The following is a 13,429-nucleotide window of genomic DNA, read 5'->3' as shown; positions in this document are numbered from 1 at the left end:
GCCAGGTACCCTGCCCCGGGGGCCAGGCCAGTGAGGACTCCGTAACCATGCTCGTCAAGAAGATCTTCAACAACAACGTCGTGCTCGGGATCGACGAGCACGGCGGTGAAACCGTGTTCCTGGGGCGGGGGCTCGGTTTCCAGGTCAAGCCCGGGGACGTCGTGGACGCCGGCCGGGTCGAGCGCCGGTTCGTGGCGCAGGCGATGCCCGCCGAGCGGCTCGCCGCTCTGGCGGCCGAGATCCCGCTCGGTGTGATCGAGGTCATGGAGGAGGTCGTCGCCACCGCCCGGGGGCGGCTCGGCGAGAAGATCAGCGAGCACATCCTGCTTCCCCTGGCCGACCACGTCCATGTCGCGCTCGCCCGCGCCCGTACCGGATCCGTGATCGAATACCCGCTCAAGTGGGAGATCGAGAACCTGTATCCGGCGGAGACGGCGATGGGCACAGCGGCCCTGGAGATCATCGAGAGGCGGCTCGGGGTACGGCTGGACGAGACCGAGGCGCTGCCGCTGGCCCTCCACTTCGTCAACGCGCAGATCGGATCCGGCGACATCGCGGCGACCATGCAGATGACGCAGTGGCTGAGGATCGCGCTCCAGACGATCGGCGAGGACCTGGGAGTGGCGGTCGATCAGCGCTCGCTCGATGCGGCGCGGTTCCTCACGCATCTGCGCTACCTCTTCCTGCGCGCCCGGGACGGCAAGCAGGCCGCCGATGTGGGGGACCAGATCGGCGAGGCCGTCAGGAGCACCAGGCCGCTGGAGTACGCCTGCGCGGAGCGGCTGGCCCGCCGGATGGAGGAACTGTTCGACTGGCAGGTCGGCCGGGAGGAGATCCTCTATCTCGCGCTGCACGTCAGCCGCCTCACGGCACAGCGCGACCCATCGGAGGGTGACCGTGTCGATGCCTAGCGGCGCCCACGACGCGGACGTGATCCTGAGAGAGGTGGGCGGTCGGGAGAACGTCACCCTGCTGACGCACTGCTTCGTCCGTCTGCGGTTCCGGTTGCGCGACCCGGCAGCCGCCGACATCGACGCGCTGCGCGCTCATCCCCTCGTGGCGTTCACCGCGTGGCAGATGGACGAGTTGCACGTCGCGCCCCGGCGTGACCTCTTCCGGTTGTTCGCGGCTCTGCAGGACGCGCTCGGCGACACCGCCGTTCCCTGACACGTCCCCCCCCGGGACTTCCACCCTTCCCCCGGCAGCAGCCCGCGGACGGCCGGCGAGCCGGTCCCCGACGGCGCCCCCTCACCGCCGCAGCGGTCCGTGAGCCGTCTCCGGCAGGCGCAGGTACACCACCGACGACACCAGGCAGATCACCGCGACATACCAAGGGAACAGCCCCGAGTGCCCCTGCTCCTTGAACAGCGTGCCCACGTACGGGGCCGTGCCGCCGAAGAGGGCCACCGTCAGGGAGTAGGGGAAGCCGATGCCCGCCGCGCGGACCCGGGGCGGGAAGATCTCCGCGTTCACGGCCGCGCTGATCGAGGTGAACCCGGTCAGCAGCACCATGCCCGCGCAACTCACGAGCAGCAACACGGCGAACGAGTCGCTCAGGGTGTGCAGCAGGGGCACCGCGAGCAGCGCGAAGCCCAGGCCGAAGAAGAGCAGCAGGGGGCGGCGGCCGAAGCGGTCCGAGAGCAGACCGCCGAGCGGTTGCAGCAGGGCGAAGAACGCCAGTGAGATCGTGCCCGCGAGCAGCGCGTCCGCCTTCTCGACGCCGGCGTTGAGTTCGGCGTACGTCGGCAGGTACGACGTCCACGTGTAGTAGGCGATGGTGCCGCCCGCGGTGATGCCGCCGATGAGCAGCGACTCGCGCGGATGCCGGCGCAGCGCCTCGAACAGGCCCGGGCGCGGGGCCCGCTGCTGCTCGGCGCTGCGGGTCTCCTGCGCGCCCTGCCGGATCCAGAAGCCGACCAGGCTCAGCACCGCCCCGAGCACGAACGGCACCCGCCAGCCCCAGCCGTTCATCTGCCCGTCGCTCAGCGTGTCCACGAGCAGGGTGGCGATGCCGGAGGCGACCAGCTGCCCCACGGTCGTCGACACGTACTGGAAGCTGGAGAACAGCCCCCGCCGGCCGGGCCCCGCCGACTCCACCAGGAACGTCGTCGAGGCCGCGAACTCGCCGCCCACGGAGAGTCCCTGCAACAGCCGGGCGAGGACGAGGACCACCGGCGCCAGCACACCCACGGACGCGTAGGTGGGGGTGAGCCCGACCAGCAGGCTGCTGCCGCCCATCAACAGGATGGTGACCGTGAGGGCGGCCCGCCGTCCGTGCCGGTCCGCGACGGCGCCCATCAGCAGCCCGCCCACCGGACGCATGAAGAACCCCACCGCGAACACCGCGAACGTGGACAGCAGCGGCACCAGCGAGTTGTCCGCGGACTCCGGGAAGACCTGGGCGGCTATGTAGGTGGCCAGAAACGTGTAGGCGTACCAGTCGTACCACTCCACCGCGTTGCCCACCGACGCGGCGAGGAGCTGGCGAACGGGCCGTTTCGTCGGCGGGGAAACCGTCTGCGTCTCTGTCACGCCCCTCACCCTCCCCTGGCGACGCCCCGGCACACCCTCCGTACCGGCGACTTTCACACGAGTGTCACGTGCCCCTTCCTTGGCGTTTGGTGTCCCTGAAACACTCCTTCCGCGCAGATTCCGTCACGTTCCGGCCATCCCGCACCTCAGGATGAGAGGTCTGTCCTTCATGTCCGAAGTCAACCGGCGCCGCTTTCTCCAACTCGCGGGTGCCACCACGGCCTTCAGCGCCCTGTCCGCCAGCATCCAGCGCGCCGCCGCCCTGCCGGCGAACCATCGCACCGGGTCGATCGAGGATGTCGAGCACATCGTCGTCCTCATGCAGGAGAACCGTTCCTTCGACCATTACTTCGGCACCCTGAGAGGCGTCCGCGGCTTCGGCGACCCCCGCCCGGTCACCCTCGACAACGGCAAACCGGTCTGGCACCAGGAGAAGGACGGCAAGGAGATCCTGCCGTTCCACCCGGATGCCGACGACCTCGGCATGCAGTTCCTGGAGGGCCTGCCCCACTCCTGGCCCGACGGCCACCAGGCCTACGACGGCGGCAAGTACGACCGCTGGGTGCCCGCGAAGGGCACGACGACCATGGCGTACCTGACCCGCGAGGACATCCCCTTCCACTACGCCCTCGCCGACTCCTTCACGGTCTGCGACGCCTACCACTGCTCGTTCATCGGCTCCACCGACCCCAACCGCTACTACATGTGGTCCGGGTACACCGGAAACGACGGCACCGGCGGCGGCCCGGTCCTCGGCAACGACGAGCTGGGCTACGGCTGGACGACCTACCCCGAGCGCCTGGAGCAGGCCGGCATCTCCTGGAAGATCTACCAGGACATCGGCGACGGTCTCGACGCCCAGGGCTCCTGGGGCTGGATCCAGGACGCCTACCGGGGCAACTACGGCGACAACTCACTGCTGTACTTCAACAAGTACCGGGACGCCAAGCCGGGCGACCCCTGGTACGACAAGGCCCGCACCGGCACGAACGCCAAGGCCGGCGAGGGCTACTTCGACCTGCTGCGCGCCGACGTCAAGGCCGGCAAGCTGCCGCAGATCTCCTGGATCGCCGCCCCCGAGGCCTTCTCCGAGCACTCCAACTGGCCCTCGAACTACGGCGCCTGGTACATCGCGCAGGTCCTCGACGCCCTCACCTCCAACCCGGAGGTCTGGTCGAAGACCGCCCTGTTCATCACCTACGACGAGAACGACGGCTTCTTCGACCACGTGGTGCCGCCGCTGCCCCCGAAGGACGCCTCCCGCGGTCTGTCCACCGTCGACGTCTCCCTCGACCTCTTCCCGGGCGACGGCAAGAACACGGCCGGCCCCTACGGCCTCGGCCCCCGGGTGCCGATGCTGGTCGTCTCGCCGTGGAGCAAGGGCGGCTACGTGTGCTCCGAGACCCTCGACCACACCTCGATCCTGCGGTTCATGGAGCGCCGCTTCGGCGTCCGCGAGACCAACATCTCGCCCTGGCGACGCGCCATCTGCGGTGACCTGACGTCCGCGTTCGACTTCTCCCGCAAGGACGCGCGCCCCGCCCCGCTGCCGGGCACCGACGCGTACGAGCCGCAGGACCGCGAACGCCACCCCGACTACAAGCCGGTCCCGCCCGCCGACCCGCGCATGCCCCGGCAGGAGCGCGGCCTGCGCCGCTCCCGGCCACTGAAGTACGCCCCGCACGTGGACGCCTCGGTCGACACCGCGGCCGGGAAGCTCACCCTCACCTTCGCCACCGGCGCGAAGGCCGGCGGCGCCTTCCACGTCACCTCGGGCAACCGCACCGACGGCCCCTGGACGTACACCACCGAAGCCGGCAAGACGCTGTCCGACACCTGGAACTCGGCGTACTCCGGCGGCTCCTACGACCTGACCGTGCACGGTCCGAACGGCTTCGTGCGCGTCTTCAGGGGCTCGAACAAGGCGGCCGGCTGCGAGGTCACCGCCCGCCACACCGGCGACGACATCGAGCTCACCTTCACCAACCAGGGCTCCGGCACGGTCCGCCTGAAGCTCACCGACGCCTACGGCGGCCGGCCCGCGACCGTCACCGTCCGCCCCGGCGCGAAGGTGTGCCGGACCGTCGCACTCGCCGCCCACCGCTGGTACGACCTGACCGTCAGCGCCGAGGGCGACAAGGCGTTCCTGCGGCGGTTCGCCGGGCACGTCGAGAACGGGCGGCCGGGGGTGAGCGACCCGGCGATCATCACCGGGTAGCGGGGGTGAGGTGCCCCGGCTCGTGCGGCCGGGGCACCAGAGCCGGTTCGGGCGTGGCCGAGCCGGGCTCCAGGGCCAGGACGGCGGCCACCGGGTGGTCGTCGTCGACCGGGCCGCCCGCCGCGGGGGCCGCCCTGCTGAGCAGCACCACACCCCAGGACGCCAGGCCCGCCCCGGCGAGCGCGAGCAGCACACCCGCCGGCCCGCCCTGAAGACGTTCGCCGAGCAGCGACAGGCCGATCACGGCGGCGGCCAGTGGGTTGGACAGGGTCACCATCGCGAGGGGTCCGCCCAGACCGCCCCGGTACGCCGTCTGCGACAGCACCAGTCCGCCGGCCGCGAAGGCCGCCACCAGCAGGGCCACGCCGACCACCTGGCCGGTCAGCACCGGGCCGGACCGGTCCGTCGCGGCCACCGTCACGGTCTGCGTGAGGGCCGAGGCGACCCCGGAGGCGAGACCGGACGCGGTCGCGTGCCGCAGCCCGGGGCGGGCGCCGGGCCGGGACAGCACCCCGATGAACGCCGCGGTGGCACCGGCCACCGCCAGTGCCTCGGGAACGCTCAGCACACCCTCCGGCGCGGGACCGGACGCCGTGGCCAGGATCGCGCCCAGCCCCAGGAGGGTCAGGGCGGTGCCCTTCCACTCGACCCCGCTCACCCGCCGTCCCGCCATCCGCGCCCCCATGGGCACCGCCGCGACCAGGGTGAGCGCGCCGAGCGGCTGGACCACGGTCAGCGGGCCGTACCGGAGGGCGACGACGTGCAGCAGCGCGGCCGACGCGTTCAGCCCGACGGACCACCACCAGGCGCCGCTGCCGAGCAGCCGCAGCGTGCCCGCTCCCGGGGAACGGGAGGCGAGCCGCTCCTGGGCGACCGCGGCGGCCGCGTAGGCCACGGCGGAGACGAGGGACAGGGCGACGGCGATCAGGACGGCGTTCATCGGTCCGCTCCCACGAGTGCCTGCTCGTCCCGCTGGGCCGGTACGAGGCCGCCCCGCGCACGACCGGCCGTGCTGGACGTGCGGTGCGGCGAGCGAAGCGAGGCGGGGGTCCCTGCGGACGGGGTCCGGGGGAGGATCACCGCGAGCGCCAGGCCCAGCAGAGCCGCCGCGACGATCGCGTCGAGCCAGTAGTGGTTCGCCGTACCGACGATCACCAGCAGCGTCAGCAGCGGGTGCGCCAGCCACAGCGGGCGCCACCGCGAGCGGGTCGCCACGATCAGGCCGATCGCCACCATCAGCGCCCAGCCGAAGTGCAGCGACGGCATCGCCGCGAACTGGTTCGACAGGGAGTCGGTCGCCGGATTGCCGTACACCGAGGGCCCGTACACCCGCGCGGTGTCCACCAGACCGGTCGCGGCCAGCATGCGCGGCGGGGCGAGCGGGAACAGCAGGTGCAGGATCAGGGCAGCGGCGGTCACCGCGGCCAGGACCCGGCGGGCCCACACGTAGTGGGCCGGGCGGCGCAGGTAGAGCCAGACCAGGAAGGCGGCGGTGGCGGGGAAGTGGACGGCCGCGTAATAGGTGTTGGCGATGTGCACGAGGCCGTCGCCGTGCAGCAGCAGCGACTGCACCGCCCCCTCGCCGGGGAGATGGACCGCTCGCTCCAAGTCCCACACGCGGTGCGCGTTGTGGAGGGCCTCGCCGGTGTGGCCCGTCGCCAGCTGCCGGCCGAACTTGTAGACGAGGAAGAGCCCCGCGACGAGCAGGACCTCCCGGACGAGCGGTGGTCGCGCTAGCGCGTCGGACCCCGCCGGCGCAGGCTCGGTGCGGGCATTCATCCCCCGGCCCCTTCGGTGACGACGGTGCTGTTATCGGTACGGGAGCGTACCGATACGTCAGTGTACCGATACGGTTGCGTACCGGTACACTGGCGTATCGATAGACGTAGAACACATCGCGAGCCGGGAATTTTCCGGCCGCCCGACGAAAGCCAGGAGCACCGCCCATGACGTCGCAGGCTGCGGACCGGCCCGAGCCGGTCGGTGTCACGCGCCGCTCCAAGATCACGCCCGAGCGTGAGCAGGAGTTCTACGACGCCGTGCTGGAGCAGCTGAGGGAGTGCGGCTACGACTCCGTCACCATGGAGGGGATCGCCGCCAGCACCCGGTGCAGCAAGTCCACGCTCTACCGTCAGTGGAAGACCAAGCCCCAGTTCGTCGCGGCGGCTCTGCGCTCGCACCGGCGGACACGCTGCATCGACACCGGCTCGCTCGCGGACGACCTGCGCGAGGCCGCCCGTGCGGCGGGGGAGTTGTCGGGCCGGGACACCAAACTCCTCCAGGCGCTCGCGCACGCGGCGCCTCAGGACCCGGAGTTGCAGCGTGCCCTGCGTGAGGCGCTGGTCGAGCCGGAGATCGCCGCGCTGAAGGAAATCATCCGGCGCGGGGTCGAGCGGGGAGAAGTGCCCGCCGACCACCCGGCGCTGGAGTACATCCCGGCGCAGATGTTCGGCGTCCTGCGCATCCGGCCCGTCCTGGAGGGCCAGTACGCGGACCCGGACTACCTGGTCCGCTTCGTGGAGGCCGCCGTGCTGCCGGCACTGGGCCTGACCTGAGACCCGGGGCGCCGTCCGCGGGATGACCGGACGGCGACCCGACCGCGCCGACCCGTGGGGACGGGGGCGGCGCGCACCCCCCCCGGCCGGGTGGGGTGCCCCTGTGAGCGGCGGGGGCGCCCCCCCCGGCCGACCGGGGCGCGGGGCGCCGGGCGTCAGACGTCCTGGCCGTTGCCGCTGCCCGTCGACACCTTGATGCCCTTGGTGATGTCGTCGAGCACGGCCTCCTTCTGGTCCGCGTCGACACCGAAGCGCACCACGACCATCTGCTTCGTGTTCGCGGGGGAGGGGAACGCGAGGGACTCCACGATGCCGTCGGCGCCCTTGCTCGTGACGGCCTTCCAGCGGACCAGGTAGCCCTTCTGCCCGGCCACGGTCACGGCCTTGGAGTCCAGCACGTCGTGGGAGGTGATCCCGCCGTACGACTTGCCGCCGTAGGACTCCTCGGCGTTCTTCGCGATGTCCGCCTTCGCGATCTCCTCGGCGGTGGCCCCCTTGGTGCCGAGCAGCAGGGCCGGTGCCGAGTAGGCGCCGCCCTTCGTGCAGGTCGCGGAGGTGTCGCCGGGGCACTTGTAGGAGTCGTCGGACGTCACCTGGGCACCGGCCTCGGCCTGCTGGCCGTACCAGCCCTTCGGGATCGGCAGACTGATGCCGCTGACCGCATCGGTCACGGACCCGCTCCTGATCTTCGGCGGCTCGGACTGCTCGGGCCGCGGACTCTGCCCACCGGACCCGCCGTCGCCCCCGTTGCCTCCGGACCCTCCGGACCCTCCGGACCCTCCGGATCCACCCGAGCCGCCCGACCCTCCGGAGCCGCCCGGTCCGCCGAACGGGCCGCCCTGACCTCCGGGGGCGCCCGGCCCGCCGGGCCCCTGCGAGGTGGGCGAACCGCCCCCGCCGCCGTTGTCCGCCAACGCGTAGACGCCCACGCCGATGCAGGTGAGGACGACTACGGCAGCGGCGACGGCGGCACCTATCCGCAGCCGCCGCCCCTTCCCGCCGGGAGGCGCTGTGGGAAAGGCGGGGTAGGCGGCATACCCGGCGGCTCCGGGGCCCCACCCTCCCGGGTGCTGCCCGACTCCCGCCTGACCGGCGGGGTTCGGTCGCGCCGGGGTCTCGGCGGGCGGCGCGTCTGGTGCCGTCTGCTGCGTCGATACGGAGTCGGCGGACGCCGGGCCCGTCGGGGGACCCCAGGTCGCGGGCGGCTGCGCCGGGCGGATGCGGTCCGTCCACGCCCGGCCGTCCCACCAGCGCTCGGTGGCGGGCCCGTCAGTTGTCTGTCCGGGGTCGGCGTACCACCCGGGAGGAGTCTCCTGCGTCATGCCCCCACCGTATGAGGCGTCGGTGAAAGAGGCATGAGAGGACTCGGAACCGGCTGTTCCAGCAGCAGCCGGTCGGCCGCCGGGCCCCCGTGCGACAGCCGCAGCCAGCCCCGGCCCGGGGTCACCGCTGAAGCCCCCGTACAACGCTCTCCGCTGGGCGCACCCTCCAGCTCGCCCACGTGGCACAGGACACGTTGATGACAGGATTGCGCCGGGGAAGGGTCAGGGAAGCCATAGGGCGCCCATGATTGCCGTGAGCCGTGAAGGGATGACCCGTGACGTCCGCTGCGCCTCTCCCCATACCTCGGGCTGCCGGATCGCTTCCGTTCATCGGCCACGCTCTGAGAATGCGCGACAACCTCGGCTTCATCGACTCGCTGCGCGACACACGGGAACCGCTCGTCGAGATCGTCCTGCAACCCGGCACGCGCACCGTCGTGGTCCAGGACCCGGCCCTGATCCACCAGATGCTCAAGGCCCTCGCACCCACTCTCGACAAGGGCCGGCTCTACGACAAGCTGGGCCAGCTGCTGGGCGACAGCGTCGTCACCGTCACCGGCCGGCCTCACGTACGCAAACGCCGCCAGCTGCAACCCGCGTTCGCCCACACCGAGATCAGCCGGTACGTCGACATCATGCGCACCGAGGTCACGGCCACGGTCGCCGGCTGGAAACCCGGGCGGCTCCTCGACGTACGCGAGGCGATGGTCGGACTCAGCCTCGACATGCTGGCCAAGACGGTGTTCGCCGGCAGCCTCGACGACGCCGTCTTCCGCCGGCTGCGCAGCGACCTGTCAGTGGTGATGAACGGCGTCGGTGTGCGCCTCATGCTGCCCGACTGGGCCGAGCGCCTGCCGTTGCCTTTCAACCGCCGCTTCGACCGGGCCCGGGCCGGCGTGCGCGCCACCGTCAACACCGCCGTCGAGGAGTTGCAGGCCTCCGGGCACGACACCGGAGACATGCTCTCCATGTTGCTGCGTGCCGTCGACGAGGAGACCGGCGAGCCGTTGACCGGGCATCAGATCTGCTCCGAGATCCTCACCCTGGCCGTGGCGGGCACCGAGACCACCGCGTCGGTTCTGTCCTGGACCCTGTACGAACTCGCCCGCCACCCCGGCATCGAGGCCCGGGTCCTGGCCGAGCTGGACGAGGTACTCGGTGAGCGGCCCGTCGCCTTCGACGACGTGGCCCGGCTGCCGTACCTGAATCGGGTGATCACCGAGACCCTGCGGCTGCACCACCCCGGCTGGTTGGTCACACGCCGTACCACCGAGGAGACCCGTCTCGGCGAGTGGACGCTGCCCGCCGGCACCGAACTGGCCTACTGCCAGCACGCCCTGCACCGCGACCCCGAGCGTTTCCCCGATCCGCTCACCTTCGACCCGGACCGGTGGAACGACGCCGCGCAGGAGCCTCCGCCAGGCGCGTTCCTGCCCTTCGGGGACGGCAAGCACAAGTGCATGGGGGACCGCTTCGCCCGCACCGAGATGGTCACGGCGATCGCGACGATGCTGCGTTCGGTACGGCTGGAACTCGCCGAGGGCCAGGCCGTCCGCCAGGTCGCCCGGCTCACCGTACGGCCGCGCGCCCTGCGGATGACCGTCCTCCCCCGCAACCGCCCCCGAGCCGGGGCCCGCCACTAGCGCGTGTCTCGCGTACTGCGGATGAGATTGCCCACCGACCCGCGACCAGCGCCCGTCGGCCGCGCCGGGTGTCCCTTCGTTCCTGAATACATGTCACTTCCCTTGGCCGAGCGTACGGTTGACCCGAACGCGGCTGGTGACGGGGCAAGTGCGTCGCCCGGCCGCACCCGGTGTCACCCATCACGGCAAGAGGTGCCCCGACCACCCTCCACTCAGGCAATCGGACGGCTACGCTCGATGTCTGTACGTCGTTCGGGCGACTTGGGGAGGTAGCGGGATGACGGAGGTACGGCCCACGGCCGCCGCCTCGGCTTCCCTGTGGGAGCGCGACGAGGAGGTCGCCGCCGTCGAGCGGGCGGTCGACAGCCTGTGCGCGGACCGTTCCTCGTCCGGCGGACTACTGGTCTTCCGCGGCGAGGCCGGACTCGGTAAGACCGCCCTGCTGGCCGAAACCCGCCGCATCGCCGAGGCCCGCGGCTGCACGGTCTGGTCGGCCCGCGGCGGCGAGACCCTCAGGTCGGTCCCCTTCAACGTGGTACGGCAGTTGCTGCAGCCGGCGCTGGTGTCGATGCTGCCCGAAGAGGCACGCGAGTACCTCGGCGACTGGTACGACATCGCCGGCCCCGCCCTCGGCATAGCGGAGCCCGGCGACCGGCAGGCCGACCCGCAGGGTGTGTGCGACGGCCTGGTCGCGGCCGTGCGCCGGCTCTCCCGCCGCGACTGGCCGCTGGTGCTGCTGATCGACGACGCGCACTGGGCGGACCAGGAGACCCTGCACTGGCTCGCGGGACTCGCCGAGCGCCTCGACGAGATGTCCGTCCTGGTCGTCGTCACGCGCCGCCCCGAAGAGGTCTCCGGCGCCAGCGCCCGCCACCTCGACACCGTCGCCGCCGCCGCGCACGGCCCCGCCACGACCCTGAGCGCCCTCACCCCGGACGCGACGGCCGGACTCACCCGCGCCACCCTCGGTCGACACGCCGACGCCGCCTTCTGCCGCGAGGTCTGGGCCGTCACCGCGGGCAACCCCTACGACACCGTCGAACTCCTCGCCCGAGTGCAGGACAGCGAGCTCGAACCGGTCGAGGCCCACGCCGGCGAACTGCGCGACCTGAACCGCTCGGCCCGCGGCGGTGGCCTTGTCGCCCGCCTGGAGGAACTGGGCATCGACTCCACCAGGTTCGCCTGGGCCGCCGCCATCCTCGGCACCGGCATCTCCACCGACCTGGTCGCCAAGCTCGCCACCCTGCGACCGGACGACGCACGCCGCTGCGCCGAACTGCTGCGCACCGCCCGTATCCTCACCGCGCCCGACCCCGCGACCGGCCGGAGCGCCGACGGCGACCTCGAATTCGTCCACCCGCTGATCGCCACCGCCGTCTACAACTCCATCCCCGACGCCCTGCGCACCGCCATGCACGGCATCGCCGCCCGGATCGTCTCCGACGAGGGACACGGCGCCGCGGCGGCAGCCCGCCACCTCCTGGAGGTCCACCCGGACGACGACGAGGAACTCGTCGGGCAACTGCGCGAGGCCGCCCGTGAGCACCTCGCCGTCGGCGCCCCCGACGCGGCCCGCCGCTGCCTGGAACGCGCCCTGAAGGAACCGCCCCGGCCCGAGTCGCACCCGCAGGTGCTGTACGAACTGGCCGAGGCCACCTTCCTCACCGCACCCGCCCGCACCATCGGCCATCTGCGGACCGCGCTCGCCATGCCCGGACTCCACGGCGGCCAGCGGGTCGACGCCGTCTTCCGGCTCTCCCAGGCGCTGCTCCACAACGACCAGCTGGAGGAAGCCGTCCGCACGGTCGAGGCGGAGGCCGCCCGGCTCGAGCCGGGCCCCGACCGGATGCGGCTGCAGGCCGCGCAGTTCATGTGGGAGGGGCTGCACGCCGGCGAGGCCGCCTCACCCGGCCGCTCCCAGCGGCTCGCCGAGCTCGCCGGCCCCTGCACCGGCCGGGACAACTCCGAACGCGCCCTGCTCATCCTGCGGGGCTTCGACGCCCTGATGCACGGCGAGAACGCCGAGGAGGTCGCCGAGCTGTGCGACCGCGCCCTCGTCAACGGCCGCCTCGCCCCCGGACTCGGCTGGACCGACACCGAGTGGGGCATCGAACTGCTGCTGATGCTGGCCAACGCGTACGGCTTCACCGACCGGCTGGACCGCGCCGAGACCCTCTACAACGAAGCGCTGCGCGCCTACGAGACGGCAGGCTGGAGCGGCGGTCACCTCGCCCTGGCCCACGCCTACGTCGGGATCGGCCACCGCAGGCGAGGCCGGCTGAAGGAGGCCGAGGCGTCCCTGCGCGAGGCACTGCGCCTGGCCGAGCGCGTCGGCCGCGGTCTGCCCCTGTACTGGTCCGCGACCTGCAGCCTGGTCGACACCCTGCTCGCCCGCGGCCGGGTCGAACAGGCCTGGGAGGTCGCCGAACGGCACGGCTTCGCCCCGCCCTACCCCTCCACCATCGTCCTGCCCGATCCCCGTTCGGTGCGCGGCCGGCTGCTGCTGGCCGTAGGCCGCACCAAGGACGGCATCAACGAACTGGAGGCCGCGGAGAAGGCCGCGGCGGCCCGTGGCCACCACAACCCGGTCCTCGTCCCCTGGGCGGCCGACCTCGCCCGCGCCCTGCGCACCGAGGACCCGGCGCGGGCCGCGCGGCTCGCCGTCGACGTCCGCCGCCAGGCCGAGCGCTTCGGCACGGACACGGCGATAGGGGAAGCCCTGCGCTGCGCCGCCGACCTGGAGACGGGCCAGCGAGCGGTCCGGCTCTACGGCCAGGCCGTCACGTACCTGGAGGCGTCGCCCTGCCAGTACGAATACGCGGCGGCCCGCATCGAGTTCGGCATCGCCGCCCGCTCGGCGGCCGACCTGCACCGCGGCCTGGACCTGGCGGTGTCGTGCGGGGCCGACGGCCTGGCGGAGCGGGCACGTGCCGCGCTCAGGGCCGGTGTCGGCCCGGCGTAGTTCACGCGCGGAGCAACGGGCCGGTTCATGCACCTGCCCGTAGTTCACGCGCGGAGCAACGGGCCGGTTCATGCACCTGCCGTGTTGGCAGGCACGCGGGGCAGGCGTGCGCGAGACGCAGCCGGGCTCATGACCCGCAGGGCCGCCTTCCGGCTCCCGAGATCCGGCGGGGGCACGGGCCGCAGGGTCGCCTTCCG

Annotated in this window: 10 protein-coding genes; 6 read left to right on the top strand and 4 right to left on the bottom strand. The window is 72.4% G+C overall.

Annotated elements, in window-relative coordinates:
- Window positions 1–47: 47 nt before the first annotated feature.
- Both ACFY5B_RS09920 and ACFY5B_RS09915 read left to right on the top strand, forming a co-directional pair.
- Window positions 48–911, top strand: a complete 864-nt coding sequence (locus ACFY5B_RS09920; protein ID WP_389967165.1) for a PRD domain-containing protein — start codon at window positions 48–50, stop codon at window positions 909–911.
- Window positions 904–1,167: a PTS transporter subunit EIIB gene (locus tag ACFY5B_RS09915; protein WP_389967162.1), complete on the top strand. Its 264-nt coding sequence runs from the start codon at window positions 904–906 to the stop codon at window positions 1,165–1,167. Before ACFY5B_RS09920 ends, ACFY5B_RS09915 begins: the two co-directional genes overlap by 8 nt.
- 81 nt (window positions 1,168–1,248) lie before the next feature.
- Here ACFY5B_RS09915 and ACFY5B_RS09910 read toward each other — a convergent pair whose 3' ends face one another.
- On the bottom strand, window positions 1,249–2,532 hold the full coding sequence (locus ACFY5B_RS09910; RefSeq protein WP_389967159.1) for an MFS transporter: 1,284 nt from the start codon (window positions 2,530–2,532) through the stop codon (window positions 1,249–1,251).
- Between the two features lie 169 nt (window positions 2,533–2,701).
- Between ACFY5B_RS09910 and ACFY5B_RS09905 the strand changes: the two genes are divergently transcribed.
- Entirely contained in the window at window positions 2,702–4,750 is a 2,049-nt protein-coding gene (locus ACFY5B_RS09905) for a phosphocholine-specific phospholipase C (RefSeq protein WP_389967156.1), read from the top strand.
- On the opposite strand, the gene ACFY5B_RS09900 is transcribed toward ACFY5B_RS09905, so the two are convergent.
- A complete protein-coding gene (locus tag ACFY5B_RS09900) occupies window positions 4,740–5,690 on the bottom strand; it encodes a hypothetical protein (RefSeq protein ID WP_389967154.1) in 951 nt (316 codons plus the stop codon). The two genes, ACFY5B_RS09905 and ACFY5B_RS09900, sit on opposite strands and share 11 nt — an antisense overlap.
- Window positions 5,687–6,529, bottom strand: coding sequence for a phosphatase PAP2 family protein (locus ACFY5B_RS09895; RefSeq protein ID WP_389967151.1), 843 nt, complete (start codon window positions 6,527–6,529; stop codon window positions 5,687–5,689). The genes ACFY5B_RS09900 and ACFY5B_RS09895 overlap by 4 nt, the downstream gene beginning before the upstream one ends.
- A gap of 167 nt (window positions 6,530–6,696) precedes the next feature.
- Between ACFY5B_RS09895 and ACFY5B_RS09890 the strand changes: the two genes are divergently transcribed.
- Window positions 6,697–7,305, top strand: a complete 609-nt coding sequence (locus tag ACFY5B_RS09890; protein WP_389967148.1) for a TetR/AcrR family transcriptional regulator — start codon at window positions 6,697–6,699, stop codon at window positions 7,303–7,305.
- Between the two features lie 155 nt (window positions 7,306–7,460).
- On the opposite strand, the gene ACFY5B_RS09885 is transcribed toward ACFY5B_RS09890, so the two are convergent.
- Entirely contained in the window at window positions 7,461–8,627 is a 1,167-nt protein-coding gene (locus tag ACFY5B_RS09885; protein ID WP_389967145.1) for a DUF2510 domain-containing protein, read from the bottom strand.
- 275 nt (window positions 8,628–8,902) lie between these two features.
- On the opposite strand from ACFY5B_RS09885, the gene ACFY5B_RS09880 reads away from it, so the two are divergent.
- The gene (locus ACFY5B_RS09880; RefSeq protein WP_389967142.1) at window positions 8,903–10,270 is read left to right on the top strand and encodes a cytochrome P450; all 1,368 of its coding nucleotides are present in this window, start codon (window positions 8,903–8,905) and stop codon (window positions 10,268–10,270) included.
- Window positions 10,271–10,547: 277 nt separating this feature from the next.
- Entirely contained in the window at window positions 10,548–13,232 is a 2,685-nt protein-coding gene (locus tag ACFY5B_RS09875; RefSeq protein ID WP_389967139.1) for an ATP-binding protein, read from the top strand.
- Window positions 13,233–13,429: the final 197 nt, after the last annotated feature.

Origin of the sequence: Streptomyces sp. NPDC013187 (genome assembly GCF_042899705.1) — a bacterium.
GTDB classification, from domain to species: domain Bacteria; phylum Actinomycetota; class Actinomycetes; order Streptomycetales; family Streptomycetaceae; genus Streptomyces; species Streptomyces hawaiiensis_A.
Note: the sequence above shows the minus strand (reverse complement) of the source record. Positions and strands in the feature narration are given on the sequence as shown.

What these genes read in the sequence shown, in the direction of transcription:
- ACFY5B_RS09905 (WP_389967156.1), top strand. Translation starts at nt 2,702, where the DNA reads ATGTCCGAAGTCAACCGGCGCCGCTTTCTCCAACTCGCGGGTGCCACC.
- ACFY5B_RS09920 (WP_389967165.1), top strand. Translation starts at nt 48, where the DNA reads ATGCTCGTCAAGAAGATCTTCAACAACAACGTCGTGCTCGGGATCGAC.
- ACFY5B_RS09885 (WP_389967145.1), bottom strand. Translation starts at nt 8,627, where the DNA reads ATGACGCAGGAGACTCCTCCCGGGTGGTACGCCGACCCCGGACAGACA.
- ACFY5B_RS09895 (WP_389967151.1), bottom strand. Translation starts at nt 6,529, where the DNA reads ATGAATGCCCGCACCGAGCCTGCGCCGGCGGGGTCCGACGCGCTAGCG.
- ACFY5B_RS09915 (WP_389967162.1), top strand. Translation starts at nt 904, where the DNA reads ATGCCTAGCGGCGCCCACGACGCGGACGTGATCCTGAGAGAGGTGGGC.
- ACFY5B_RS09890 (WP_389967148.1), top strand. Translation starts at nt 6,697, where the DNA reads ATGACGTCGCAGGCTGCGGACCGGCCCGAGCCGGTCGGTGTCACGCGC.
- ACFY5B_RS09900 (WP_389967154.1), bottom strand. Translation starts at nt 5,690, where the DNA reads ATGAACGCCGTCCTGATCGCCGTCGCCCTGTCCCTCGTCTCCGCCGTG.
- ACFY5B_RS09875 (WP_389967139.1), top strand. Translation starts at nt 10,548, where the DNA reads ATGACGGAGGTACGGCCCACGGCCGCCGCCTCGGCTTCCCTGTGGGAG.